The organism is Aquipuribacter nitratireducens (genome assembly GCF_037860835.1).
GTDB lineage: Bacteria > Actinomycetota > Actinomycetes > Actinomycetales > JBBAYJ01 > Aquipuribacter > Aquipuribacter nitratireducens.
On record NZ_JBBEOG010000006.1, the window covers coordinates 59,662 to 84,986 of the forward strand.

Consider the following 25,325-nt stretch of genomic DNA (forward strand, 5'->3'; position numbering starts at 1 on the left):
AAGGAGTCGTGCGCCGACGATCATGCCCATCTTCCATTGTCCGCGCAATAGCGGGGTCGGCGCCCGGCCGTCCTCCGCGTGCTTTCCGGCCGCCAATTCCGGGACCCCACTCACCCGACGTGGTCGAATTCCTCCGGATGGGGCCCGGTGCGACCGTCCTCGCCCTTGTCGAGTGCGCTGATGCGGGCCATCTGGTCGTCGTCGAGTGAGAAGTCGAAGAGGGCGATGTTCTCCTCCAGCCGCGACGTGGTGACCGATTTCGGGAACACGACGTGACCCTCCTGCACGTGCCAGCGCAGGACCACCTGCGCGGCGCTGCGGCCGTGCGCCTCGGCGATGTCGGTGACGACGGGGTCGTCGAGCACCCCGCCCTGGGCGATCGGGGACCACGCCTCCACGACGATGCCGTGCTCCCGGCAGTAGCGGCGCACCTCGTCGTTGGCGAGGTACGGGTGGCACTCGACCTGGTTGACGACCGGCGCCTCGGTGCCGGCGTCCGCGAGCGCCTCCAGGTGGGCCACCTCGAAGTTCGACACCCCGATGGAGCGCGCCTTCCCGGCCTCCTTCAGCTCCTCGAGCACCCGCCACGTCGTGACGAAGTCGCCGTCGTACCGGGTGGGCAGGGGCCAGTGGATGAGCAGGAGGTCGAGGTGGTCGGTCCCCAGCTGCTCCAGCGACCGGTCGACGGCAGCACGGGCGTCGTCCGGGCGGTGGGCGCCGTTGCCGAGCTTGCTCGTGAGCCACACCTCGTCCCGGGACAACCCCGAGCGCCGCAGGCCCTCGCCGACCTCGGCCTCGTTGCGGTACATCTGCGCGCCGTCGACGTGCCGGTAGCCGATGCCGAGCGCGGTGGCGACGTTGTCGGCGGTCTCCTCCGGCGGTACCTGGAAGACACCGACCCCGACCTGCGGGATCTCGCGACCGTCGAGGAGTCGGACGAGGGGGACGGACTGGCTGGTGGTTCCTGGGGTGTGGGTCATGCCCCGGGTGTACCCGGGCGCCCCCGCTCCACAACCTCGTCGTCGGCCGCGCTGTCGGCGGCGTCCTCCTCCGCCTCGAGGCGGGCCCGTTCGGCGCGCTCGGCGGCGTCGGCGCGGACGATCGCCCAGATCGCGGCGCCGAACAGCAGGCTGACGCCGACGGTGGGCAGCAGCCCCCGCACGACCTCGGCGAGCACGTCCACGCTCAGACCTCCGGCCGCAGGAGGGGGAAGAGGATCGTCTCCCGGATGCCGACCCCGAGGAGGATCATGACGAGCCGGTCGACGCCGAGACCGATCCCGCCGGTCGGCGGCATCCCGTGCTCGAGGGCGCGGAGGAAGTCCTCGTCGAGCTGCATGGCCTCGGGGTCGCCACCCGCCGCGAGCAGAGACTGCGCGAGGAGCTTCTCGCGCTGCACGACGGGGTCGGCGAGCTCGGAGTACGCCGGGGACAGCTCGGCGCCGGCGACCATGAGGTCCCACGCCTCTGCGAGCCGCGGGTCGTCGCGGTGGGGGCGCGCGAGCGGGCGCACCTCGGCGGGGTAGTCCCGCACGAAGGTCGGCTGCAGGAGCGTGTGCTCGACGAGCTTCTCGAACAGCTCGAGGACGACCTCGCCGGCGCCCCAGCCCGGCCGCAGCTCGACGCCCGTCCGCTCGGCGTGCCGGCGCAGGGTCGCGACGTCGGTGTCGACGCCCACGGACTCGCCCAGGGCCTCGGACACCGCGTCGTGCACGGTGACGGTGCGCCACTCGCCGAGGAGGTCGACCTCGCCGCCGTGACCGTCGGGGACGCTCGTGCGGCCCGTGGCCCGGGCCGCGTCGAGGACGAGCTCCCGGACGAGGACGGCCATCGTGTCGTAGGAGCCGTACGCCTCGTACGCCTCGAGCATCGTGAACTCCGGCGAGTGCGTGGAGTCGATGCCCTCGTTGCGGAACGTCCGGCCGATCTCGTAGACCTTCTCGAGACCGCCGACGATGCACCGCTTGAGGTACAGCTCCGTCGCGATGCGCAGGCTCATGTCGACGTCGAGCGCGTTGAGGTGGGTGTGGAAGGGACGCGCGGTCGCCCCGCCGTGGACCAGCTGCAGCACCGGCGTCTCGACCTCGAGGTAGCCGAGCCGGTGGAACGTCTCCCGCAGCGAGCGCAGGACCGTCGCCTTGGTGCGGACGACGTCGCGGGCCTCGGGCCGCACCACGAGGTCGACGTAGCGGCGCCGCACGCGCGTGTCCTCCGCCAGCTCCTTGTGGAGCGTCGGCAGCGGCCGCAGCGCCTTCGCGGCCATGCACCACGAGCCCGCCATCACCGACAGCTCGCCGCGCCGGCTGCTGACCACGCGGCCCGTGACCGACACCTGGTCACCCAGGTCGACGTCGTGCTTCCACCGCTCGAGCGCGTCCGCGCCGACCTCGGCGAGGCTGAGCATCACCTGGAGGCGCGTGTCGCCCTCCTGCAGCGTCGCGAAGGCGAGCTTGCCCGTGCCGCGCAGGAACATCACCCGGCCGGCGACCGACACCACGTCGTCGCTCTCCTCGCCCGCCGCGAGCGCGGCCCAGGCGGGGTCGGCGGCGACCTCCGCGAGGGAGTGGGTGCGGGGCACCTCGACGGGGTAGGCCTCACCGCCCGCGTCGAGGATCCGCTGCCGCTTCGCGCGGCGGACCGCCACCTGCTCCTCGACGGCCTCGCGGGACTCCGTGGTGTCCTCGCCCGGCGGGGCGGCCACGGCTGTGGTGGGGTCGCTCACACGTCCCAGGATAAGGACCGGCGGGCGGGCGCCCGGCCCGCCCGCCCGGCAGGATGCCGGCCACCGGGCGCGTGGCCCGGGTGGTGAGGAGGACCTCGTGACGCAGGACCCCGACGGCGCCGCGCGCTGGCACGGCTCCCGTGACCAGGCGCTGTCGTTCGGCGCGGTCGCCGAGGGCTACGAGCGGGTCCGGCCCGGCTACCCGGCGGAGGTCGCCCGCTGGGCGTTCGGCGACCGGCCGCGCCGGGTGGTGGACGTCGGCGCGGGGACGGGGAAGTGGACCCGCGTGGTCCGCGACCTCGGGCACGACGTCGTCGCGGTCGAGCCGGACCCGGGCATGCGGGCGCGGCTGGCCGGGGTCCTCCCTGACGTCGAGGTGCTGGCCGGGGCGGGCGAGGCGCTGCCGCTGCCGGACGGCTCCGTCGACGCCGTCACGTTCGCGCAGTCGTGGCACTGGGTGGACCCCGACGCCGGGACGGCGGAGGTGGCGAGGGTCCTGCGTCCCGACGGCCGCCTCGTGCTCGTGTGGAACCGCCGCGACCCCGAGGCGCCCTTCACGCGTGCGGTGGCGACGACGGTCGCCGACGTCGAGCCGGGCCTCCTCGAGCGCTCGACCGCGGACAGCAGCGCGCTGGCGGAGGTGCCCCGGCTGCCCGGGCCGCTCGTGCACGATGGGACCCTCGAGGTCCGCAACGACGTCCCGCTGTCGCTCGACGACGCCGTCGCCCTCGCGGCCACGTGGTCGTACGTCGCGCTGTCCGCCGCGCGGGACGAGCTGCTCGACGGTCTGCGGGGCCGGCTCGAGGGCCTCGCGGACGGCGGCCGGGTGGTCCTGGCCCAGCGGGCGTTCGCGTACCGCTTCCGCCTCGTCTGATCGGGCTGCCGCGCCCGTCCGACACGTGGCGAGGGGCCTGGCGGGCAGACCCTCAGCGTGCGAACCTGAGTGAGGCAGGTCACGATGGCCGCGCACGAGGACGACCGGCGACCCGAGGGAGCGGACGTGCAGGTACCCGGGATCCCGGAGCCCCGCGACCGCGCGGGCGACGTGGCCGTCCAGCGGGTCGGCACGCAGGTCGTCGTTCGCCTGTACGGCCACCTCGACGACCGGGCCGCGGAGCGCCTCGCGGACGCGACGGCCGAGGTCGAGAGCATGGTGCTGAGCCGCGTGGTCGTCGACCTCGACGAGGTCGACTCCATCGAGGGCGCGGGGCTGGACTTCCTCGTCGGTCTGCACCGCCGCTGGAAGGTGCGCCTGCTCAACACGCCCAACCAGCTCCGGGGGCGCATCCCCCGGCTGGCAGCGGTCCGCACCGCCGAGGGCTGAGCGCCCGGCGGGTCGGCGCTGCCGGCTCAGCCCACCCAGTCGAGGCCGAGGTCGAGCTGCGGCGAGGAGTGGGTGAGGGCGCCGACGGACACGTGGTCCACGCCCGTCGCCGCGACGTCGCGCACCCGGTCGAGGCTGAGCCCGCCCGTCGCCTCGACCTCGACGCGCCCGTCGGGACCGTCGAGGTCCCGTACGAGGTCGCGCACCGCCCGGACCGTGGCGGCGAGGGCGTCGAGGTCCATGTTGTCGCACATGAGGTAGCGGCCACCGGCGCGCACGACGGCGAGCGCGTCCGCCGTCGACTCGACCTCGACCTCGACCGCGGCGTCCGGCCACCGGCTGCGCACCGCCCGGTAGGCGGCGACGACGGACCCGGCGGCCGACGCGTGGTTGTCCTTCACCATCGCCGTGTCGAAGAGACCCACGCGCTTGTTCACCCCGCCACCGCAGCGCACGGCGTACTTCTCCCACGCCCGCAGCCCCGGCGTGGTCTTGCGGGTGTCGAGGACCTGCACCCCGGTCCCGGCGAGGACCTGGACCCAGCGGTGGGTGTGCGTCGCGATGCCGGACGCTCGGCCGGCGAGGTTGAGCCCGGACCGCTCGGCCACGAGGAGCGCACGGGTGGGGCCGGTGAGCCGCGCGACGACGTCACCGGGGCGCACGGGCGCGCCGTCGTCGGCGAGCAGCTCGACGACGGGCGGGTCCTGCGCCGTCCGGCGTGCGGCGTCCGTCAGCAGCGGACCCCACACGACCTGCCCGGCGAGGACGCCGGCGGCGCGGGCGCGGACCTCGACGACCGCGCGGTCGGCCTCCGCCACGGTCGCGACCGTCGTGAGGTCGGTACCGGGGTCGCCGCCCAGGTCCTCGTCGAGCGCGACGCGGACGAGCCGCCGCAGCGTCTCCGGCGCGATCGCGCCGGCGGTCACGCTCACCGGCCGGCCGCCGCGTGCCCGACGCCGGCGAGGGGCGCCTCGACGGTGACGTCGACGGTCCCGTCGGCGCCGGAGCGAACCGCGACGTGCCGCCGCCACGCGGTCTCCTCGTGGGGGAAGTCGCGACGCACGTGCCCGCCGCGCGACTCCTCGCGCACCTGCGCGGCGGCGGTGAGCGCGACGGCCACCGCGTGGAGGTTCGCCGCCTCCCACTCGGGGCGGTCGGTGCGGGCGCTGACGCCCGCGTGGTCGTGCGCGTCGATGACGACGTCGCCCAGGGCCCGGGCCGCGGCGGCGAGCCCGTTCGCGTCGCGGAGCACGCCGGGACCGTTCGAGGCCGCGCGCTGGACCCGGGAGCGTGCGGTGGCCGGGACGAGGCCGACCGGGCCCGGCCGCACCACGGGCGGGCCGGGGGCGAGCTCGTCGGCGGCGAGGCGGCCCGCGATGTCGTCGGCGAGCCGCGCGGCGAACACGAGGCCCTCGAGCAGCGAGTTGCTCGCGAGCCGGTTGGCGCCGTGGACGCCGGTGCACGCGGTCTCCCCGACCGCGTAGAGGCCGGGGACGCTCGTGCGGCCGTCGAGGTCGGTCCGCACCCCGCCCGAGTGGTAGTGCTGGGCCGGCGCGACCGGGACGGGGTCCGCGGCGAGGTCGAAGCCGTGCTCGGCGAGGCGCCGCACGATCGAGGGGAAGCGCCGGGCCAGGTAGTCGGCGCCGAGGTGGCGGGCGTCGAGCAGCACGTGGTCGGCACCGGTGGCGCGCATCCGGTCGACGATGCCGCGGGCGACGACGTCCCGGGGGGCGAGGTCGCCGCGGGGATCGAGGTCGGGCATGAACCGGTGGCCCTTCTCGTCGAGCAGCACCGCCCCCTCCCCGCGCACCGCCTCGGAGATGAGGGGCTGCTGCCCACGGGCCCCGCCGCCGAGCCACAGGACGGTCGGGTGGAACTGGACGAACTCGAGGTCGGCGAGGACGGCCCCGGCGCGCAGCGCCGCCGCCACCCCGTCGCCGGTGGCCTCCGGCGGGTTGGTCGTCGACCGGTACACCTGGCCGATGCCGCCGCTGGCGAGGACGACGGCCCTCGCACGCAGCCGCCGGGTGCCGTCCGTCCCGGCGACGAGCACACCGGTGGCGGCGCCGGTCGCGTCGGTGAGGACGTCGACGGCGAACGTGTGCTCGAGCAGGCGCACGCGCTCGTCCCCGACCACGCCCTCGAGGGCGGCGACGAGCGCGCGGGAGATCTCCTCCCCGGTGGCGTCGCCGCCGGCGTGGGCGATCCGGTCCGCGCCGTGCCCGCCCTCGCGCGTCAGGGCGATCTCGCCGGCGGGGTCGAGGTCGAAGCGCGCCCCGAGGCGCACGAGGCCGCGCACGCGGCGCGGCCCGTCGTCGACGAGCACGCGCACCGCAGCGGGGTCGCAGAGCCCGCCGCCGGCCCCGACCGTGTCGGCGTAGTGGGCGTCGGGGGAGTCGGTCTCCGCGAGCGCCGCGGCGATCCCGCCCTGCGCCCAGCGCGTCGACCCGCTCGCGGCGACGGTCTTCGTCACGAGCGTGACCCCGAGCCCGCGCGCCGACAGGCGCAGCGCCGCGGTGAGCCCGGCGATGCCGGACCCGACGACCACGACGTCGTCGACGTCACGCTCCCGCGGCGGGCCGGGTGCGGGGGCGGGGGCCGCGAGCCGCGTCGGGACCCGCGTCACGCGCCGCTCACACCCGGCGGTGCGACGACGACGTCGACGTTGTCGATGAGCCGGGTGGCCCCGACCCGGGCGGCGAGGAGCAGGACGGCGGGACCTGCGTAGTCGGCGTCGACCGGGGCGAGGTCGCCGGGGTCGACGAGGGCGACGTAGTCCGCCTCCACGCCGCCGGCGTCGGCGAGCACCTCCCGGGCGACCCCGAGGACCTGGTGCGCGCCGGCGCCCGCGGCCGCGGCCTGGTCGGCGGCGCGACCGGCGGCGGGCACCGCACGGGCCCGGCGGCGCTCCGCCTCCGACAGGTAGGCGTTGCGGCTCGACAGCGCGAGCCCGTCCGGCTCCCGCACCGTCGGGACGCCCTCGACGCGGACGTCGATCGCCAGGTCCCCGACGAGGCGGCGGACGAGGGCGAGCTGCTGCCGGTCCTTGCGGCCGAAGACCGCGACGTGAGGGCGGACGAGGTGGAGCAGGACGGTGACGACGGTGAGGACGCCGTCGAAGTGACCGGGCCGCGACTGCCCTTCCAGGCGCTGCCCGAGGGGGCCCGCGGCGACGCGGACGCTCGGCTGCCCGTGCGGGTACACCGCGTGGGCGTCCGGGGCGAACACGACGTCGACCCGCTCCCGCTCGCACACCGCGAGGTCGGCGTCGAGGGTGCGGGGGTAGGCGTCGAGGTCCTCCCCCGCGCCGAACTGGAGCGGGTTGACGAAGACGGTGACGACGACGTGGTCCGCGAGCTCGCGCGCGCGTCGGACGAGCGCGACGTGCCCGTCGTGGAGGGCGCCCATCGTCATGACGACGGCGACCGTGCCCGGGAGACCGTCGCGGACGGCGGCGAGACCGGCGCGGTCCCGGACGACGTGTGTCACGCCTGCACGCTACCCACGCCCGCGCGGGTCGGCGTCCGCGGACCCGGGCGGGCGCTCGTCGAGGGCGCCCAGCAGCGCGTCCGCCGCGGCCGGGGCCAGGCGGCGCTGGGCGAGCGCGCGCAGCACCGTGGCCCGGGACAGCGCCCGGTAGGCGGGGAGGACGGCCTCGCCGTCGGGGCGGCGGGCGTCGACGGCCGCGAGGGCGGCGACGTGCTCGGCCAGCGTGCCCGCGTCGCCGCGGGCGACCGGCCCGGTGAGCGCGAGGTCCCCGGCGCGGAGCGCCTCGTCGAGCGCCGCCCGGGCGAGCGGTCCGAGTAGGGCGGCGGGAGCCTCGACCCCCGCCTCGGCGAGCACCTGCCGGGCCTGCGCGAGGACCGTGACGAGGTGGTTGGCGGCGTGGGCCAGGCCCGCGTGGTACGCCGCGCGGGCCGCCTCCGGCACCACCACCGGCTCGGCGCCCATCTCGATGACGAGGGCCTGCGCGACCGGGAGCACGACCGGTGGTGCCGTCACCGCCATGCTCGAGCCGACCAGGCGTGCGAGGTCGACGCTCGTGCCCGTGAAGGTCATCGCGGGGTGCACGGCGAGGCCGATGGCCCCGGCGGCCGCGGCGGGGGCGAGCACGCCGGTGCCGAAGCGGCCCGCGGTGTGGACGACCAGCTGCCCGGCCTGCCACGCGCCGGTGGCGGCCAGCCCGGCGACGAGGTCCGGCAGGGCGTCGTCCGGTACCGCGAGGAGGACGAGCTCGGCGCGTCGCACGACCTCGGGGACGTCGAGCCGGGGGACGCCCGGCAGCAGCTGCTCGATGCGCTCGCGGCTGTCCTCGCTCACGCCGGAGGCGCCGACGACCGCGTGCCCGGCGGCGCGGAGGGCGGAGCCGAGGACGGCGCCCACGCGGCCGGCGCCGACGACGCCGACACCGAGCCGGCCGTCGCGGGCGGGCGGCGGGGCCGGGTGCGCGGTCACGGCCCGCACGGTACGCGCCGACCCGGCTCGACTCGGCTCGGCCCGGCCAGGCCCGGCCCGGCCCCGTGCGAGCATGTCGCGCATGCGCCCGACCCCTGCCCGGGCGGTCCCGCCGCGTGCGGTGGCCGTCGTGTGCGCCGTGCTGCCCGTCCTGCTCGCCGGCTGCGGCGGCGACGTCGCGGCGGGTCCCGTCCCCGTCACCGTGACCGTCACGGCCGAGGCGCCGGACCCGGTCCCCACCTCCGACGAGCCGGGCGACGATGCGTCCGCCGCGCCGTCGGTCGCGCCGTCGGTCGCGCCGTCGGTCGCGCCGTCCGTCGACCTCGCGGCCCTGCCGCGGCAGGACCGGGGCCACGACGTCGCGCTCGTCGAGGGGTCGTCGACGGTGGACGGCGGGACCGTGCTGTCCTTCGACCGGCTCACCGTCGTCGGTCTCGACGACGCGCGGCTCGCCAGCGAGGGCACGCCGGTGACGGTCGACACGGGCGAGCAGTTCACCAACCAGACCGTGCGGCTGTACGAGGTGGGCGTGTCCCCCGACGCGCGCTTCTACCTCACGACGTGCGCGCGCGACGACTCAGGTCCGGTCATCCGGTCCGCGCCGGTCGAGCTCGACACCTTCCTCGCCTCGCTCGACGACAGCGCCGTCACCCTCGCGTACGCCGACGGGCTCGTCGTGCGGGGGGAGACCAACCCCCGCTGCTGACGGCGTCGCCGCGCCCGCCCGGCGCATCCACCGCTCGGGCCCCGCGGCGGCCCTCGCCGCACGCGCCCTCGCCCCCTGCTCCCACAGCACCCGCTGCCCCTCGGCCTCCGACAGGTGCGGCACCGTCGGGCTGACCGGGCCCGGCGTCGAGTGGAGGGCGAACGTCACGACGCCGAGCCGCCGCTGGAGCGGTCCCTGGGTGAGGCCGAGGCTCTGCGTGCGGGCGTGCGGCACGGCGACGAGCTCGCGGTTGAGCAGACCCGATCGGGCGAGGAGCACGTCCTCGGTGACGGCGTAGCCGATGCGCCGCCACGCGAGCAGGTCGAGCCAGCGGGCCCGCCGCGGCACCGTCGTGTACCCGCCGTCGGGGCCGGACCCGTCGAGGCCGTGGCGGACGACCGACCAGTCCCCGGTGTCGAGGCCGGGCGTGACGAGCCCGAGGAGGGCCCGCACGTCGTCACGTCTACCGACCGGCAGGAGCACCGCGCTCGTGCTCTGCGACTGCGCGTCGGCGCCGTACCCGGCGATGTTGACCTTCACGTGCCACCAGTCGAACGGCCGCCACAGCCACGACTGGCTCACCTTGACCGCCTGGACGCGGCCCGGCGGGACGGTCGCGGCGCGGGTCTCCGTGAGCCCCGAGCGCACGCGCAGGCCGTCCGGGGACACCGCCACGCGGAAGGCGAACGACTTCGCGAACTGGTTGGCGGACGTCACGACGAGCGCGATGAGGGCGCCGGGACCGGCCGCGAAGGGCGCGAGCACGGCGGACAGCGGGACGGCGGGCACGAGCGCCGCGACGAGGAGCCCGACGCCCGCCGCGATCGCGAGGACGAGGAGGGCGATGGTCGTGCCGGTGAGGACGCTCCCGCCGACGAGCCGGCCGAGCGGGACCTGCAGGACGGGGGTCTCCGGCGCCTCGGGGGCGTCCTCGGTCTCGTAGTCGACGCCCGCGGCGGCGGCGAGCAGCGCGTTGCGCAGCCGCTGGGCCTCCGACTCCTTGAGGTACTGCAGCCGCACCTGCGAGTCGGCCCCACCGGCGACCTCGATGCGCACCTCGGCGAGCCCGACGAGGCGGCCGACGAGCGGCTGGACGACGTCGACGGCCTGCAGCCGGTCGAGGCGCGCCTGCCGCTGGTTGCGGTTGAGGACACCGGTGTGCAGGTGGACCGCCTCGGCGTCGATCCGGTAACGGGCGACCGCCCAGCCCACGACGTTGCCGAGGACGACGAGCACCGCCACGGCGAACACGGCGCCCACCTGCACGCCGAGGTTCCCGAGGAACTCCAGCTCCGGCCCGGGCATCGGCCCACCGACGACCCCCTCGAGCACGATCGCGAGCCCGATGAGGAGGGCCGCCCAGCCCTTGACCAGGGGGGTGACGGGGTGGAGCCGGCGCCAGTCGGTGGCGCCGAGCTGCCGGCTCGCCGCCGCCAGCTCCGGCGAGCCGTGGTCGGCCGGCTCGCTCACAGTCCCGCCAGCTGCGCCCGCCCGGCCTGCGACAGCCGGTCCCGCAGGCGCGCGGCGGCCTCCTTCGTGAGCCCGGGGATGGTGGCGTCGGTCGAGGCGCTCGCGGTGTGGAGGCGGACCGTCGCGAGCCCGAGCGCGCGGTCGACGGGCCCGGCGCTCACGTCGACGTACTGCATGCGTCCGTACGGCACCACGGTGAGGGCGCGGAACATGATCCCGTGCCGCACGAGGAGGTCCTCCTCGCGCTCGGCGTAGCCCCACGCCCGGACCTGCCGCGGCACGACGACGAGGCTCACGACGGCGACGACGACGCCCACCGCCAGCGGCAGGAGGCCGAGACGGCTGTCGGCGACGACCAGGAGGACGACCGAGGCGACGACGGTGAGGAGGAGGAAGATCCCGGCGCCCGCGAGGCGGACCCACGTGAGGCGCGGGCTCACCCGGGTCCACCGCACGCCCTCGGGGTCGAACGGCTCCGCACCCTCGACCGGCGGCAGGATGTCGCGCGGGGGGATGTCGCGCGGGACGGCGTGCGCGGACCCGGGGGCCTCGGGCTCGCCGCTCGGCTCTGGCTGGGACGTCGTCACGTGTCGATCCTCCCCCACCGGTACAACCCCTGCCCCGCAGGGACCGTGGACGCCCGAACGCCCACTCCGGCGCTACACCCCCTGCTCCGCAGGGACCGTGGACGCCGTCGTGGACGCCCCCCCGGCTCTCAGGCGACGTCGCGGGCGGCGCGCACGGTCGACCGGGCCGTGCTGACGCGCGACGGCTCGGACGTGCGCGGCTCGAGGACCGGGTCGGCGGCGTGACGGCCCCGGCGGGCGGGAGCGTCGAGGGCGGCGTCCTCGAGGCCCATGTCGGCCTCGGTGAACGCGTCGAACACCCGCAGGTCGACGCTGGCGAAGCTCCGCTGGCCCCGGATCGGGAGGGGCCGGGACGCCACGGGGACGCCCGCGGCCTCGGCGCGCCGAACGGCCTCGGTCGCGGCCGCCGTCTCGGCACGGGCCGCGTGCAGGCGCACCCGGAGCTCCTCGCGCGCGGCCACTGCGGCAGCGGCCGCGGCACGGGCGCGAGCGGCGTCCTCGCGGGCGCCCGACAGCTCGCCCCGCGCCGTCGCGAGCTCCACCCGCACCTGCCGCAGGTGCCGCCGGGCGGTCTCGAGCTCGGCCGCGGCGTCCGCGCGGGCGTCGGCGAGCGCCCCGACACGGTCGGACATGCGGCGCAGCTGCAGGTCGGCGACGGCGACCTCACCGGCGAGCACGTGCCGGCGGCGCGTCTCGGTCGCGAGCGCGCGGCGGGCCCGCCCCAGGGCACGGCCGGTCACGACCGCCGGCGCCACCGCGGACACGGCCATGAGCGCGGTCCCGGCCGCGGGGTCGAGGGTCGATCCGACGAGCACGCCGCAGAGCCCGGCCGCCCCGACGAGGGCGAGCGCGGGACCGGACGGCCGCGCGCCCGCAGGACGCGACGGCTGGGCGACGCGACGGCGCGTGGGCAGGACGAGCTGCCACCACCGTCGGCGCGTGGACGCACGATGACGACCGGACACGGTCCGTGATCTTACGGACGGCACCCTGCGTCGCCGGGAACGCCACGCCGCGCACCGGACCGGGCGCGGCACGGGCCCGGCGCGAAGGTCGCACCGGGCCCGCGACGACGACGGTCAGCCGCCGAGCAGCCCCTCCTCCTCGAGGAAGCTGCGGGCGACGTCCTCGGGCAGCTCGCGGTCGGCGTCGACACGGCGGTTGAGCTCGGCCAGGTCCTCGGTCTCGAGCACCGGGGCGAGCGAGTTGAGGGTCTCGACGAGGGTCTGGTCCTCGGCCGCCCCGGCGTTGGCGACGGGCACGAGGTTGTCGGCCAGCTGCAGGGACTGGTCGTCCTCGAGCAGCACGAGCCCGTCGTCGGCGAGGGTCGCGTCCGTCGTGCCGACGAGCGCCATGTCGGCCTCGCCGGCGATGACGGCCTGCTTGGCCTGCGGGCTGCCGAAGCCGAGAGGCAGGACCTCGGTGACGTCGAAGCCGTAGGTCTCCTCCAGCCCGGGCTCGCAGAAGGGCCGGGTCGGGCACTCCTCGGTGGCGGCGAGGACGATCTCCGGCTGGAAGGCCGCGAAGTCCGACAGCGTCGTGATGTCGTTCTCGGTGGCGACCGACTCGAGGATCGCGTAGCCGTTCTGGCTCGATGCTGCCGCGGGCTCCAGCACGACGAGACCGAGCTCCTCGGCGAGGGGCCGCATCGCCTCGACGGTGCTCTGCGCGTCGTTCGTGGCGACCACCTCGGCCTCGGGCCCGTTGACCTCGCGGTTGAGGTACTCCGCCATCGTGGCGGCGTACTCCGGCACGACGTCGATCTCGCCGCTGATCAGCGCGTCGCCGTAGATCTCGCGGGAGTCGCTCGCCACGGTCTCGACCGTGTAGCCCGCGTCCTCCAGGAGGGCGGCGTACATCGCCGTCATGATCTGCATCTCGGTGAAGTTGGCGCCGCCGACGACGACGGTGCCGGCCGGGGCGTCGGCGGCGTCGGAGGCACCGCCGCCCGCCGCCGGCTCGGAGGACTCCGCGAGCGGGTCGCCGGACCCGCACGCGGCGAGCGCGAACGTGGCGACGACGGCGGCGGGCAGCAGGGCGCGCCGCAGGATGCTGGTGGTCATGGGTGTTCGCCTTCTGTGTCCCGGGGCCTGCGCCCCGCGTGTCTGGCCGTGCACGGTGGCCGGCAGGTGTCGGCACCGCTGGACGGGACGTCCCGCCTGTCCGGTCTGTCTAACCCCCACGGCTGACAGCCGCATCCCACGGGAGCCGTCCCCCACATCACGATCCGGGAACGGTTGCGGACTCAGCCCGTCGGGACCCGCTGCCGGTCGGTCGTGCCCGGCCGGTCGGCCGCCTCGGCCTCGTCGACCTCCGCCTCACCCACCGCACGACTCGACCTCGCCGGCGTGAGGCGCCGCTGGAGGAGCTGGAAGGCGAGCTCGACCGCGACGGCGAACAGCGCGACGAGCACGGCGCCGCCGATCAGCTGGGCGGTGTCCTGGTTGCCGAACCCCGCGGTGATGAACCGGCCGAGGCCCGGCCCGGCGATGATCGCCGCGATCGTGGCGGTCGCGATGACCTGGGCCGTGGCGATCCGCAGCCCGGCCACCACGAGCGGCACCGCGAGCGGCAGCTCGACCCGGAACAGCACCTGGCGTCCCGTGAGCCCCATGCCCCGCGCCGCCTCCACGAGGTCCGCGTCGACCCCCCGCATGCCGGCGTACGCGTTGGTGAGGATCGGGGGGATCGCGAAGAGGACCAGGGCCGCGACCGTGCACGTCACGACGTTCGTGATGCCGAAGGGCTCGGGCGACAGGACGAGGATCACGAGCACGGCGAGGGTCGGGACGGCGCGGCCCAGGTTCGCGACCGCGGACGCGAGCGCCCCGCCGCGGCCGAGGTGCCCGAGCACGAGCGCCACCGGCAGGCCGACCAGGGCGGCGATGAGGACGCTCACACCGGATATCCACACGTGCTCCCACAGCCGGACGGGGATGCCCGCGCTGCCGGACCAGTTCGCCGGGTCGGTGAGCCACGCCCAGACCGCGCCGAGGAGGGAGTCGTTCACGCGGCACGCTCCCGCGACCACGGCGTGACCCGGCGCTCGAGGAGGAGCAGCAGCCCGTCGAGGGCGAGCGCGAGGACGACCACGAGCACCGTCGCGGTGAGGACCTCGGCGTTGAAGCGGCTGTTGAGCCCGATGATGATGCGGTTGCCGAGGCCGCCGTAGCCGAAGAGCCCGCCGACGGTCACGAGCGCGACTGTCGACACCGTCGCGATCCGGACGCCGGCGAGGATCGCGGGCAGGGCGAGCGGGAGCTCGACGCTCCACAGCCGCCGACGTGCGCTCAGCCCCATGCCGGCGGCGGCGTCGAGGGTGTCGGCGGGCACCTGCTGGAGCCCGACGACGATGTTCCGCAGGAGGATCCCGAGGGAGTAGATGGCGAGACCGACGACGACGATGCTCGGACCGAAGGGCAGCCCCAGGGCGAGCAGCAGGGGGAACATCGCGAGCGACGGCACGGTGTAGAGGACCGTCGCGACGGCGGACGCCCCTGTCTCGACGAGCGCGGACCGGCTCGCCAGCACCCCGAGGGGCAGTGCGACGACGAGCCCGAGCAGGACCGCGGCGAACGTGAGCCCGACGTGGTCGACGAGGGCGTCGAGCAGGATGTCCTGGCGCGTCGTCACGTACTCGGGGCAGACCCACGCGTTGCGCTGCAGACAGGACTCGGCGACGCTCATCGGATGGTCGACGAGGGCGCCCGGCACGCCACCGACGCTAGCGACGACACCGCGACACCGCCCGGTGAGGTGATGATCCGGCTCCGGGGCGTCCGCAAGGAGTACGCCGACGGCACGGTCGCCGTCGAGGGCCTCGACCTCGACGTCCGCCGCGGCGAGCTCGTCGCCCTCGTCGGCCCCTCCGGCTGCGGCAAGTCGACGATCCTGCGGATGGTGAACCGGCTCATCGAGCCGAGCGGCGGGTCGATCGAGGTCGACGGGACCGACGTCATCCACGCCGACGGCCCCACCATGCGCCGCGGCATCGGGTACGTCATCCAGTCCGGGGGCCTCTTCCCGCACCGGACCGTGGCCGACAACGTCGCGACGGTCCCCCGCCTCGTCGGCTGGGACAGGCGCCGCACGCGCGAGCGGGTCGACGAGCTGCTCGGCCTCGTCGGGCTCGACGCCCAGCGGCACGGACCGCGGTACCCCCACGAGCTGTCCGGCGGGCAGCGGCAGCGCGTCGGCGTCGCGCGGGCGCTCGCGGTCGACCCGCCCGTCCTCCTCATGGACGAGCCGTTCGGCGCCGTCGACCCGCTCGTGCGCGACCGGCTGCAGATCGAGTTCCGCCGGCTGCAGCAGCGTCTGGGGACCACGGTCCTCCTCGTCACCCACGACATCGACGAGGCCGTACGCATCGCCGACCGCATCGCCGTCCTCAGCGTCGGCGGGCGGCTCGAGCAGTACGACGCGCCGGCGAACGTCCTCGGGGCTCCCGCGACGGAGTTCGTCGCGGACTTCGTCGGGGCCGACCGCGGCCTGCGCCGCCTCGCCGTCACCCCGATCCTCGACGAGGACCTCGAGCACCCGCCGACGGTGCAGGTGTCGGACACCACCGACCACGCCCTCGCCCTCCTCGAGGCGTCCCACCTCGACTACGCCGTCGTCCTCGACGGCGACGCGCTGCGCGGCTGGGTGTCGCAGCAGGCGCTGCGGCGCGGGCACACCGTCGGGGAGGTGCGCCGCCGCTTCGACGACACGGTCGACTGCCGCGACAGCCTCAAGACGGGCTTCAGCGAGATCGTCGCCCACGACGCCGGCTGGCTGCCCGTCCTCGACGGCGAGCGCTACATGGGCGTCCTCACTCCGGACTCGGTGCACCGGGCGCTGCGGCGCCTCCTGCCGGAGCGGGTCGACGGGGAGCTCCCCCGGGTCGTGAACCTCGCCGTCTGACGTCCCGCTCCGCGCCCGGAGCGGCGACCGGGCCGTCCCGCCTCGCGGGCGGGTCGGGGCTGGGAGATGCTCCCCGTACCGACCACCACACGAGGAGGACGCACATGGCGCTCGACGACGAGATGACGACGACCGGCGGGGACGAGCACGGTCCCGCGGACCACGGCGCCGAGGGCGTGCCCGGTGAGCACGACGGCGGCGCGGACGGCGGTGCGGACGGCGGTGCGGACGGCGGTGCGGACGGCGGCGCGGACGGCGGCGCGGACGGTGGGGCGGAGCACGGCCCGGCCGACCACGGCGCCGACGGCACCCCCGGGGAGCACGACGGCGGGGCGGACGGCGGCGCCGACAGCGGGGCGGACCGCTGACGACCACGGACAGCGCCCACCAGGGCGGCACGACGCGCCGGGCGGTCACCGACCGCCCGGCGCTGTCGCGCTGCACCGCGGTGCCGGTCGGGGAGTTCGCCGAGCGCGTGTGGGCGCGCGTGCCCTCCCTCAGCAGCGCCGCCGACCTGCCGCGGGACTTCACCGACCTCCTCGACCTCGCCGACGTCGACCGGCTGCTGTCCGAGCAGGGCCTGCGCACCCCGTTCCTGCGTCTGGCGAAGGACGGGCAGGTCGTGCCCGAGTGGCGCTGGACCGGTGGTGGCGGCGTCGGCGCCGGCATCGCCGACCAGGTCCGCGACGACCGGGTCGCCGAGCTCTTCGCGGACGGCGCGACGGTCGTGCTGCAGGCGCTGCACCGCACGCACGCGCCGCTCGTCCGCTTCGCCGCGGACCTCGCCGCGGACCTCGGCCACCCCGTGCAGGTCAACGCCTACGTGACGCCGCCGCAGAACCAGGGGTTCGCCTCCCACTACGACGTCCACGACGTCTTCGTCCTCCAGGTCGCGGGCGAGAAGCGGTGGCGCCTGCACGCGCCGGTCGTCACCGACCCGCTGCGCGACGACCCGTGGACCGACCACCGCGCCGACGTCGAGGCCCGCGCGGCCGAGGCGCCGTACCTCGAGGCCGTGCTGCGCCCCGGCGACGCCCTCTACCTGCCGCGCGGCTGGCTGCACGCCGCGACGGCACTGGGTGACGTGTCGGCCCACCTCACCGTCGGGGTCCACGTGCGGACGCGCGCCGCGCTGGTCGAGGAGCTCGCCCGGCTCGTCCTCGACGACCCCGCCCTGCGGTCGACGCTGCCGCTCGGCACCGACCTCACCGCACCCGACGCGCTCGCCCCGCACCTGGACGCGACCGTCGACGCGCTCGTCTCACGGCTGCGCACCGTCGACCCCGCGGCGCTCGCGGACCGCCTCACCGGTCCCGTGCTCTCGGGCAACCGCCCCGCGCCGCTGGCACCGCTCGCGCAGGCTGCGGCCGTCCGTACGACCGACGCGGCCACGCGGGTGCGTCTCCGGCCTGGTCTGCGCCACGTGCTCCGCGAGGACACCGACGAGGTCGTCGTCGTGACGGGCGACCGCCGTCTCGCCGTGCCGGCGCGCGCTGGCGACGCCGTCCGGACCCTGCTGTCCGGGGCCACGGTCTCGGCCGCCGGCCTGCCCGGCCTCGGCGTCGACGACGCGGTCGACCTCGTGCGGCGTCTGCTCCGCGACGGGCTCGTGGTGCCGGCACCGCCGGCGTGAGCGCGTCGCACCGGCCACCGCGCTGCGCGGACGCCGCCGAACGACGCGGTGACCCGCTCGCCGGGTCCGCGGTCCCCGTCGCCCGCTGGCTGCTCGTCGAGCAACCGGGCCCGTGGGGCCGGGAGGCGCTCACGCAGTCCCGGCTCGACGTCGACGTCGCGGCCCACCTCGGGACGGTGGCCCGGGAGGTGGGCGCACGCGTGCTCCTCGTCCGACGTCACGGGCGGGCCGGTCGGCACGGCCACGGCCGCCGGCACTGGGCGGTCGCCGACTCCCGACCCGGATCGGAGAGCCTCCGGTGGGGCCGCTACGACGACGAGCGGGAGCTGCTCGACCTCGACCCGGCGACCCTGGTCGGCCCACCGGCGGCGGCCGGCCCGGCCGAGACCGTCTACCTCGTGTGCACCCACGCCCGGCACGACACGTGCTGCGCGGTCCGCGGTCGCGGCGTCGCCGCGGCCCTCGACGACGTCGCACCCGGGCGGGTGTGGGAGTGCTCCCACGTCGGCGGCTGCCGGTTCGCCGCCAACGTCGTGGTCCTCCCCCACGGGCTGTACTACGGGCGCGTGGGCCCCGCGTCCGCCCCGGCCCTCGTCGAGGCGACCGACCACGGCCACGTCGTGGCCGACCTCCTGCGGGGCCGGTCCTCCCTGAGCGGCGCCGCCCAGGCGGCCGAGCACCACGCCCGCCGCGTCCTCGCCGGACCCGACGTCACCCGCCTCGACGCGTTCCGGGCGCTGCGCGAGCGCGGGCTCGGCGGGGGCCGCGTCGAGGTGCGCCTGCTGCGCACCCGCACCGACCAGGTCGTCGACGTCACCGTCGCCCGTGAGGACACAGCAGCGCCGACCCTGCTGACGTGCGCGGCGACCCGTCCCGCCGCGCCCCAGGGGTGGCGGCTCGCCGGCCTGCGCTGACGCGTCAGCCCGGCGACCGACCGCGCAGGTGCTCGAGCGCCCACGCCTCGTCGACGACCTCGGCGTACTTCGCCGCCAGGTCCCGGAGGTTGGCGGAGTGGACGTCCGCGGACCGGTCGCCGCACGCGTCGGCGACGACGAAGGGCGTGAAGCCGTGGGACATCGCGTCGACGACCGTGGCCCGCACGCAGCCGGACGTCGACACCCCGCACACGACGACGGTGTCGACGCCGGCGGCGGTGAGCGTCGAGGCGAGCGTGGTGCCGAAGAACGCCGACGGCATCTGCTTGAGGAGGACGACCTCGTCGTCGCGCGGGGCGACCTCCGGCCGGAACTGCCCGGCCGCGGTGTCCCCGACGAAGTCGAGGAGCCCGGGGACCTTCCGGACGAAGGGCCCGCCGTCGAGACCGCCGGCGGCGTAGCGGACCCCCGAGTGGGCGACGAGGACGCCGGCGGACCGGGCGGCCTCCAGGAGCCGCGCCGCCGACCGGAGCGGCTCGAGCGACGGCAGCTGGAAGGTGCCGCCCTCGTCGTAGTAGGCGCGGACCATGTCGATGCACAGCAGGGCGGTGCGCCGGCCCGGCCGGAGCGTGCCGCCCCAGCCGGACCGGTCGTGCGTGCCCTGGTGGGCGGACAGGTCGGGCGTCACGCGCGCAGGCCCACCGGCGGTGAGGGTGCGGGCAGGCCCGTCTCCTCGAGCGCGTTCGCGAGGATCTCCTCCAGCGGAGGCCCGGAGTTCACGATCGGCACCTCCGCCGGCCGGCCGGCGCGCAGCTCGTCCCGCAGCGCGGCCGTGGCGTCGGCGTCGACGTCCCCGGCCTCGGAGCACACCACGCCGTAGCGGCGGGCGCCCTCGACGCTCACGAGGCCGCGGCGCACCTCGAGCGCGACGAGCGCCGGGTCCCGCTCGAGCGGGTCGCCCCAGCCGCCCCCGCCCCACGTGACGAAGTGGAGCACCTCGCCCGCCCTCACCGGCACGTCGTGGCACTTGCTCGGCAGGACCTCGCGGGTGCCGTCGAGCCGCTCGACCCACTTGGTGCCGCGGGCCCCGGGCTCCCCGCCCAGCACACCCCACGGGTAGGTGAGCCAGCGGTCGTCGTGGATGGCGATCTCGCCGTCGGACAGGAACCGGTAGGCGACGTCGACCCCGTTGCCGCCGCGGTGCAGGCCGGCACCGCCGGTGTCGGTGACGGTCTCCCACTTCTCGATCCGCAGCGGGTAGTACGACTCGAGGTACTCGCACGGGATGTTCGTGAAGCTCGGCCACAGCGAGTGCCCGTCCGGGCCGTCGCCCATCGGCCGGCCGGGGATGCCGCCGAAGCCGATCGAGTACAGCTGGAACCACTCCCCCTTCTGGTCGCCGCTGGAGTACCGGCCCGAGTACATGAAGTGCGGGGAGGAGGAGAAGCCGGCGGCGTTCATCAGCTGCGGGTTCGTCTGCCCGAGCAGGCCGCCGAGCAGGTCGAACACCCGCCCGATGCCGTGGTTGCGGCCCGACAGGGCCGCGGGGAACCGCGGCTTCCAGAAGGAGTCCTCGGGGATGACGACGTCGACGAGCGGGTAGAAGCCGTCGTTCCACAGGATCTGCGGGTCGGCGACCGTGATCATGTAGATGCCGAAGAACATCCGGATGAGGTTCTCGTTGATGTAGTAGTTGATGGGCCCGGCCGCCTGCGGCGAGCTGCCGGTGAAGTCGAGGACGACCTTGTCGCCGTGCCGGGTGAGCGACAGCTTCAGCTCGTACGGGCCGAAGCCGACGCCGTCGTCGCAGATGTAGTCGGTGAAGCTGATCGTCCGCCCGTCCTCGAACACCATCGCGAGGAGCGTCCTCATCGCGTCGTGGTTGCGCTGCAGCAGGGCGTCGAGCGCCGACAGGTAGGTGTCGGTGCCGAACCGGTCGCACATCTCCTGGATGCGGCGCCCTGCGGTGCGGCAGGCGGCGACGATGCCGTTGAGGTCGGCGCGGTTCCAGTCCGGCTTGCGGACCTGGTTGAGGATGATCTCGAGGGCCTCCTCGGCGAGCTCCCCCTTCCGGTAGAGCTTGAAGGGCGGGATGACGACGCCCTCCTCGTAGATCGTGCGGGCGTCCGTCGGCATGGAGCTCGCCGTCTTGCCGCCGACGTCGCTCATGTGGCCGAACATCGACGCCCACCCGACGACCCGGCCCTCGTGGAAGACGGGCATGACGACGAGCCAGTCGTTGGCGTGGCTGATCGCGGCGCCGCACGAGTACGGGTCGGAGGTGAGGAGGACGTCGCCCTCCTCGATCGTGCCGTCGTAGTTGTCGAGGAAGTCCGGGATCGACAGGCCGAACTGGCCGACGACCATCTTCCCCTCGGGGTCTCCGATGAGGGGGAACTCGTCGTGCTGCTCCCGGATGCCGGGGCTGAGCGCGGTGCGGAACAGCACCTCGTCCATCTCGTAGCGGGCGTTGCGCAGGGCGTTCTCGACGAGGTCGAGGGTGACGACGTCGACGTCGACGCGCGCGACGGGCTCGGTGGCGGTCTCGATGATGCGTGCCACGGCTCAGTCCTCCGTGCTCTCGTGGGTGGGTGCGTGGCCGACGGGGGTGAGGAGCAGCGAGCCGCTGGGGTGGACGCGGGCCTCGTGCCCGGGCAGGACGAGCGTCGTGGAGTCCATCTCGGTGATGACGGCGGGCCCGGCGACGACGGCCCCGGCACCGAGCCGGGCCCGGTCGTAGACGCCGGCGCTCACACGGCCGCCCTCGACCCAGATGTCGTGGTCGGCGACCTTCGCCGCCGACGGGTCGCCGCCCTCCGGCAGCGTCTCGGCCGCCACGGCGGGCCGGGGCCCGGTGGCCGAGGCGCGCAGCGTCACGACCTCGTGGGCGTTGCGGAGCAGGAAGCCGAAGAGGCGCTGGTGCTCGGCGTCGAAGCGTTCGGCGAGGGAGGCGAGGCCGGCGCCCTCGCCGTCGAAGGCGTCGAGGTCGATCGTCACCGGGATCTCGAAGCCCTGCCCGTGGTAGCGCAGGTCGGCGGAGTACCCGACGGTGACGTCGGCGTCGTCGAGGCCCTCGGCCCGCAGCGTCGCCCGGGCGGAGGCGGCGAGCTCCTCCAGCGCCGCGCGGAGGTCGTCGTCGGAGGTCTCGGGGAACTGGCGGATGTACGTGCGGGCGGCCTCGTCGCGCAGGCTCGTCGTCGCGTCGCCGTACGCGCACAGCACGCCGGGGCTCGGCGGGATGATGACCGGCCACGCGCCGGTGAGCCGGCCGAGGGCGTTGGCGTGGAGCGGTCCGGCGCCGCCGAAGGCGACGAGCGCGAAGTCGCGGGGGTCGAAGCCCTGCTGGACGCTCACGAGCCGCAGCGCCCCGAACATGTTCTCGTTGACGATGTCGACGATCCCCGCCGCGGCGGCCTCCACGGACTCCAGCGCCGTCGCGTCGGCGATGGTCTGCACCGCCGCCCGGGCGGCGTCGACGTCGAGGGTGATCTCCCCGCCCGCGAGGCTGCTCGGCAGGTACCCGAGGACGACGTTGGCGTCGGTGACGGTCGGCGCCTCGCCGCCCTGCCCGTAGGCGGCGGGTCCGGGCACGGCGCCCGCGGACTGCGGCCCCACCCGCAGCGCCTGGGTGAGTGGCGGGACGTGGGCGATCGAGCCGCCGCCCGCCCCGACGGTGCGGACGTCGACGCTGGCGGCGCGGACGTCGAGGTCGCCGACGCGGGTCTGGCGCCCCACGCGCGGCACGAGGTCCTGGACGAGGGCGACGTCGGTGCTCGTGCCGCCCATGTCGAAGGTGAGGAAGTCGCGGTAGCCGGCCTGCTCGGCCGCCCACGCCGCGCCCGTCACGCCGCCGGCGGGACCGGACAGCAGGAGGTTGACGGGGTTCGCGGCCGCGGCGGAGGCGGAGGCGAGGCCGCCGTCGGAGCGGAGGATGTAGAGCGGGCCGTCGACGCCGGCCCCGGACAGCTGCTCGGCGAGGCTGCTGACGTAGCGGGCGACCTGCGGCTGCACGTAGCCGTTCGCCACCGTCGTCACCGTCCGCTCGTACTCCCGCAGCTCCGGCAGCACGTGGCTCGACAGGGAGACGGGGAAGCCGGCGCCGAGCTCCTCGGTCGCGATGACGCCGACCTGCTTCTCGTGGTCGCCGTTGGCGAAGGAGTTGATGAGGCTGACGCACAGCGCCTCGACGCCCTGCTCCTTCAGCGTCCGGATCTTCGCCCGGACGTCGTCGGCGTCGAGCGGTGTGACGACGCTGCCGTCGCTGCCGACCCGCTCGACGGCCTCGACGGTGTTCTCCAGCGCCGCGAGCGGCTCCGGCTTCGGCCAGATGATCCAGCCGGCGAGCCCGCCGGGCACGAACGAGCGGGCGATCTGGAGGACCTGCCGGAAGCCCTGTGTCGTGACGAGCCCGACCTTCGCGCCCTTGCCCTCGAGGATCGCGTTCGTCGCGACCGTCGTGCCGTGGAGGACCTCCGTGAGGTCGGCGAGGCCGACGCCCGCCTCGGCGCACACGCGCTCGATGCCCCGCAGCACCCCCACGGACTGGTCCTCCGGGGTCGAGGCGGTCTTCGCCCGCCACGTCCGTCCGGTGCCGGTGTCGATGAGCAGGACGTCGGTGAAGGTGCCTCCGACGTCCACGCCGAGACGGTGCGCCATCGCGTGTCCTCTCACTCCGTTGTGCGGTCGGTTCTCCGGGTAGGTCAGACGATCCCGGCGCCGCGGAGCCGCGCGAGCTCCGCGTCGTCGAGGCCGAGGAGGTCGCGGTACACCTCGTCGGTGTGCTCCCCGAGCGCGGGCCCGACGGCGCGGACCCGGCCGGGGGTGGCCGAGAGGCGGGGGAACACGTTCTGCATGGGGAGCTCGCCGAAGTCGGGGTGGGCGAGCCGGACGACGGACTGCCGCGCCGCGAAGTGCGGGTCGGCGAGCATGTCCTTCGCCTGGTAGATGCGCCCGGCCGGGACGCCGCCCGCCTCGAGGCGGGCGAGGAGGTCGTCGGCGGGGACGGTCGCCGTCCACCGCGCGATGAGGCCGTCGAGCTCCTCGGCGTTCTGACCCCGTGCGCCGTGGGTGGCGTAGCGGGGGTCCGTCGCGAGGTCCGGGCGCTCCATGACGGTCGCGAGCCGCGCGAAGACCGTGTCCTGGTTCGCGGCGACGAGGACCATCTCCCCGTCGGCGGTGGGGTAGACGTTGCTCGGCGCGACGTTCGGCAGGGTCGTGCCCGTGCGCTCGCGCTGGTAGCCGGCGACCTCCCACTCCGGCAGCAGCGACTCCATCATCGCGAGGACGGCCTCGTAGATCGCGGAGTCGACGACCTGGCCGCGGCCGGTGCGGTCGCGGTGGTGGAGCGCGACGAGCGTGCCGACGCACGCGAACGTCGCGGCCAGGGAGTCCCCGATGCTGATGCCGGTCCGCGCGGGCGGAGCGTCGGGGTCACCCGTCACGTGGCGCAGACCGCCCATCGCCTCCCCGATGGAGCCGTACCCGGCGCGCGGCGAGTACGGGCCCGACTGCCCGAAGCCGGTGACGCGGGTGACGACCAGACGGGGGTTGACCTCCCACAGGGACTCCGGGGACAGCCCCCACCGCTCGAGCGTGCCGGGACGGAAGTTCTCCAGCAGGACGTCGGCCCCGGCGACGAGGCGGCGGACGAGGTCCTGGCCCTCCGGGGTCCGCAGGTCGCACGTGACGCTCCGCTTGTTCCGCGCGACGACCGGCCACCACAGCGACTTCCCGTGCGGCTTCTCCCGGCCCCACTCCCGCATCGGGTCGCCCCGGCCGGGGTCCTCGACCTTGATGACGTCGGCGCCGAAGTCGCCGAGCAGCTGCCCGCAGAACGGGCCGGCGAGGAGCTGGCCGAGCTCGACGACGCGGACGTCGGACAGGGGCAGGGGGGGCTCGCTCACGCGGTCCTCTCGGCGGGTCGGGGCCCGAGCAGGGACGCCCGGGCGGACATGAGGTGGCTGCGCATCACCGACTCCGCCCACAGCCCGTCGCGGGCGCGGAGCGCGGCGACGATCTCGAGGTGGTGCTGGGTGCTGCGCCGCATGGCGTCGTCGTCGAAGCCGTGGAGGGTGCGGAGCACGGCGCCGGTGTGGACGAGGGAGTCGACGACGCCCGGCAGGACGCCGCTGCCGGTCGCCTGGACGATCCCCGCGTGGAAGCGGGAGTTGAGGACGTACACCCGGTCGAGGTCCTGCGCCGGACCCGGCAGGGCGTAGCGGACCATCTCCTCCGCGTCGGCCCGGAGCCGGTCGAGGGCCTCCTCCTCGATGGTCGCCGCCGCGAGGCGCGCGGCGAGGCCCTCGACGTGGGCCCGGAGGAGGAAGACGTGGTCGAGGTCGGCCGGCGACAGCTCGACGACGCGGGCGCCCTTGTGGGGGGTGATGTCGACGAGGCCCTCCGCCGACAGGCGGCGGAGGGCCTCGCGGACCGGTGTGCGGGACACGCCGAGCTGGCGCGCGAGCTCGACCTCGCCGAGCCGCTCGCCGGGCGCGTAGACGCCGCGCAGGATGAGCGCACGCAGCGAGTCGGCCGTGGTGGCCGGTTCGACCGTGACGCCGTCCATGCGCAGCTCCGCACACAGCAGGGATGGGGTGTGTGCAATCTAGGAGGCCCGACCCGGTCGCACAAGGGGTTGTCCGGCGCTTTGGAG

General features: G+C 75.7%; 24 protein-coding genes. 6 read left to right on the forward strand and 18 right to left on the reverse strand.

Annotation, left to right across the window (positions count from 1 at the left end; translation table 11 throughout):
- Positions 1 to 110 precede the first annotated feature (110 nt).
- From WAB14_RS12425 to lysS, 3 genes are read right to left on the reverse strand one after another with little or no spacing between them, the layout of a single operon-like run.
- Positions 111 to 980, reverse strand: coding sequence for an aldo/keto reductase (locus WAB14_RS12425; protein WP_340270194.1), 870 nt, complete (start codon positions 978 to 980; stop codon positions 111 to 113).
- Complete coding sequence (locus WAB14_RS12430) at positions 977 to 1,183, reverse strand: hypothetical protein (protein ID WP_340270196.1); 207 nt, start codon at positions 1,181 to 1,183, stop codon at positions 977 to 979. The genes WAB14_RS12425 and WAB14_RS12430 overlap by 4 nt, the downstream gene beginning before the upstream one ends.
- Before the next feature lie 2 nt (positions 1,184 to 1,185).
- Positions 1,186 to 2,721, reverse strand: coding sequence for a lysine--tRNA ligase (gene lysS, locus WAB14_RS12435; RefSeq protein ID WP_377003184.1), 1,536 nt, complete (start codon positions 2,719 to 2,721; stop codon positions 1,186 to 1,188).
- Positions 2,722 to 2,818: 97 nt separating this feature from the next.
- On the opposite strand from lysS, the gene WAB14_RS12440 reads away from it, so the two are divergent.
- Both WAB14_RS12440 and WAB14_RS12445 read left to right on the forward strand, forming a co-directional pair.
- The gene (locus WAB14_RS12440; protein WP_340270197.1) at positions 2,819 to 3,595 is read left to right on the forward strand and encodes a class I SAM-dependent methyltransferase; all 777 of its coding nucleotides are present in this window, start codon (positions 2,819 to 2,821) and stop codon (positions 3,593 to 3,595) included.
- A 69-nt stretch (positions 3,596 to 3,664) separates the two neighbouring features.
- The gene (locus WAB14_RS12445) at positions 3,665 to 4,045 is read left to right on the forward strand and encodes an STAS domain-containing protein (RefSeq protein ID WP_340270198.1); all 381 of its coding nucleotides are present in this window, start codon (positions 3,665 to 3,667) and stop codon (positions 4,043 to 4,045) included.
- 26 nt (positions 4,046 to 4,071) lie between these two features.
- On the opposite strand, the gene nadC is transcribed toward WAB14_RS12445, so the two are convergent.
- From nadC to WAB14_RS12495, 10 genes are all read right to left on the reverse strand, one after another.
- On the reverse strand, positions 4,072 to 4,977 hold the full coding sequence (gene nadC, locus WAB14_RS12450; protein WP_340270200.1) for a carboxylating nicotinate-nucleotide diphosphorylase: 906 nt from the start codon (positions 4,975 to 4,977) through the stop codon (positions 4,072 to 4,074).
- Entirely contained in the window at positions 4,974 to 6,671 is a 1,698-nt protein-coding gene (locus tag WAB14_RS12455; RefSeq protein ID WP_340270202.1) for an L-aspartate oxidase, read from the reverse strand. The genes nadC and WAB14_RS12455 overlap by 4 nt, the downstream gene beginning before the upstream one ends.
- Complete coding sequence (gene panC, locus WAB14_RS12460; RefSeq protein ID WP_340270204.1) at positions 6,668 to 7,534, reverse strand: pantoate--beta-alanine ligase; 867 nt, start codon at positions 7,532 to 7,534, stop codon at positions 6,668 to 6,670. The genes WAB14_RS12455 and panC overlap by 4 nt, the downstream gene beginning before the upstream one ends.
- A gap of 9 nt (positions 7,535 to 7,543) precedes the next feature.
- Entirely contained in the window at positions 7,544 to 8,500 is a 957-nt protein-coding gene (locus WAB14_RS12465; RefSeq protein WP_340270206.1) for a Rossmann-like and DUF2520 domain-containing protein, read from the reverse strand.
- A 577-nt stretch (positions 8,501 to 9,077) separates the two neighbouring features.
- Positions 9,078 to 10,676, reverse strand: a complete 1,599-nt coding sequence (locus tag WAB14_RS12470) for a PH domain-containing protein (protein ID WP_340270207.1) — start codon at positions 10,674 to 10,676, stop codon at positions 9,078 to 9,080.
- Positions 10,673 to 11,263, reverse strand: a complete 591-nt coding sequence (locus WAB14_RS12475; protein ID WP_340270208.1) for a PH domain-containing protein — start codon at positions 11,261 to 11,263, stop codon at positions 10,673 to 10,675. Before WAB14_RS12475 ends, WAB14_RS12470 begins: the two co-directional genes overlap by 4 nt.
- Positions 11,264 to 11,391: 128 nt before the next feature.
- Entirely contained in the window at positions 11,392 to 12,228 is an 837-nt protein-coding gene (locus WAB14_RS12480; protein ID WP_340270209.1) for a hypothetical protein, read from the reverse strand.
- Between the two features lie 114 nt (positions 12,229 to 12,342).
- A complete protein-coding gene (locus WAB14_RS12485) occupies positions 12,343 to 13,326 on the reverse strand; it encodes an ABC transporter substrate-binding protein (protein WP_340270211.1) in 984 nt (327 codons plus the stop codon).
- Positions 13,327 to 13,508: 182 nt separating this feature from the next.
- Positions 13,509 to 14,273: an ABC transporter permease gene (locus WAB14_RS12490; RefSeq protein ID WP_340270212.1), complete on the reverse strand. Its 765-nt coding sequence runs from the start codon at positions 14,271 to 14,273 to the stop codon at positions 13,509 to 13,511.
- Positions 14,270 to 14,977, reverse strand: coding sequence for an ABC transporter permease (locus tag WAB14_RS12495; RefSeq protein WP_340270214.1), 708 nt, complete (start codon positions 14,975 to 14,977; stop codon positions 14,270 to 14,272). The genes WAB14_RS12490 and WAB14_RS12495 overlap by 4 nt, the downstream gene beginning before the upstream one ends.
- On the opposite strand from WAB14_RS12495, the gene WAB14_RS12500 reads away from it, so the two are divergent.
- The 4 genes from WAB14_RS12500 (at position 14,954) to WAB14_RS12515 (ending at position 18,712) form a co-directional block, all read left to right on the forward strand.
- On the forward strand, positions 14,954 to 16,165 hold the full coding sequence (locus tag WAB14_RS12500) for an ABC transporter ATP-binding protein (RefSeq protein ID WP_377003190.1): 1,212 nt from the start codon (positions 14,954 to 14,956) through the stop codon (positions 16,163 to 16,165). The two genes, WAB14_RS12495 and WAB14_RS12500, sit on opposite strands and share 24 nt — an antisense overlap.
- Positions 16,166 to 16,269: 104 nt before the next feature.
- Positions 16,270 to 16,533, forward strand: a complete 264-nt coding sequence (locus WAB14_RS12505; RefSeq protein WP_340270216.1) for a hypothetical protein — start codon at positions 16,270 to 16,272, stop codon at positions 16,531 to 16,533.
- A gap of 80 nt (positions 16,534 to 16,613) precedes the next feature.
- Entirely contained in the window at positions 16,614 to 17,798 is a 1,185-nt protein-coding gene (locus tag WAB14_RS12510) for a cupin domain-containing protein (RefSeq protein ID WP_340270217.1), read from the forward strand.
- Positions 17,795 to 18,712, forward strand: coding sequence for a sucrase ferredoxin (locus WAB14_RS12515; protein WP_340270218.1), 918 nt, complete (start codon positions 17,795 to 17,797; stop codon positions 18,710 to 18,712). The genes WAB14_RS12510 and WAB14_RS12515 overlap by 4 nt, the downstream gene beginning before the upstream one ends.
- Positions 18,713 to 18,716: 4 nt before the next feature.
- Here WAB14_RS12515 and WAB14_RS12520 read toward each other — a convergent pair whose 3' ends face one another.
- The 5 genes from WAB14_RS12520 to WAB14_RS12540 all read right to left on the reverse strand — a co-directional run bounded on the left by WAB14_RS12520 (position 18,717) and on the right by WAB14_RS12540 (position 25,238).
- Positions 18,717 to 19,361: an isochorismatase family protein gene (locus WAB14_RS12520; protein WP_340270219.1), complete on the reverse strand. Its 645-nt coding sequence runs from the start codon at positions 19,359 to 19,361 to the stop codon at positions 18,717 to 18,719.
- Positions 19,358 to 21,235: a hydantoinase B/oxoprolinase family protein gene (locus WAB14_RS12525; RefSeq protein WP_340270221.1), complete on the reverse strand. Its 1,878-nt coding sequence runs from the start codon at positions 21,233 to 21,235 to the stop codon at positions 19,358 to 19,360. Before WAB14_RS12525 ends, WAB14_RS12520 begins: the two co-directional genes overlap by 4 nt.
- A gap of 3 nt (positions 21,236 to 21,238) precedes the next feature.
- Positions 21,239 to 23,311 (reverse strand): hydantoinase/oxoprolinase family protein, encoded by a 2,073-nt coding sequence (locus tag WAB14_RS12530; RefSeq protein ID WP_340270223.1) that lies wholly within the window; start codon positions 23,309 to 23,311, stop codon positions 21,239 to 21,241.
- A gap of 62 nt (positions 23,312 to 23,373) precedes the next feature.
- Complete coding sequence (locus WAB14_RS12535) at positions 23,374 to 24,576, reverse strand: CaiB/BaiF CoA transferase family protein (RefSeq protein WP_340270224.1); 1,203 nt, start codon at positions 24,574 to 24,576, stop codon at positions 23,374 to 23,376.
- Entirely contained in the window at positions 24,573 to 25,238 is a 666-nt protein-coding gene (locus WAB14_RS12540; RefSeq protein WP_340270225.1) for a GntR family transcriptional regulator, read from the reverse strand. The genes WAB14_RS12535 and WAB14_RS12540 overlap by 4 nt, the downstream gene beginning before the upstream one ends.
- Positions 25,239 to 25,325 lie beyond the last annotated feature (87 nt).

What these genes read in the sequence shown, in the direction of transcription:
- WAB14_RS12425 (WP_340270194.1), bottom strand. Translation starts at nt 980, where the DNA reads ATGACCCACACCCCAGGAACCACCAGCCAGTCCGTCCCCCTCGTCCGA.
- WAB14_RS12485 (WP_340270211.1), bottom strand. Translation starts at nt 13,326, where the DNA reads ATGACCACCAGCATCCTGCGGCGCGCCCTGCTGCCCGCCGCCGTCGTC.
- WAB14_RS12500 (WP_377003190.1), top strand. Translation starts at nt 14,954, where the DNA reads ATGGTCGACGAGGGCGCCCGGCACGCCACCGACGCTAGCGACGACACC.
- WAB14_RS12505 (WP_340270216.1), top strand. Translation starts at nt 16,270, where the DNA reads ATGGCGCTCGACGACGAGATGACGACGACCGGCGGGGACGAGCACGGT.
- WAB14_RS12540 (WP_340270225.1), bottom strand. Translation starts at nt 25,238, where the DNA reads ATGGACGGCGTCACGGTCGAACCGGCCACCACGGCCGACTCGCTGCGT.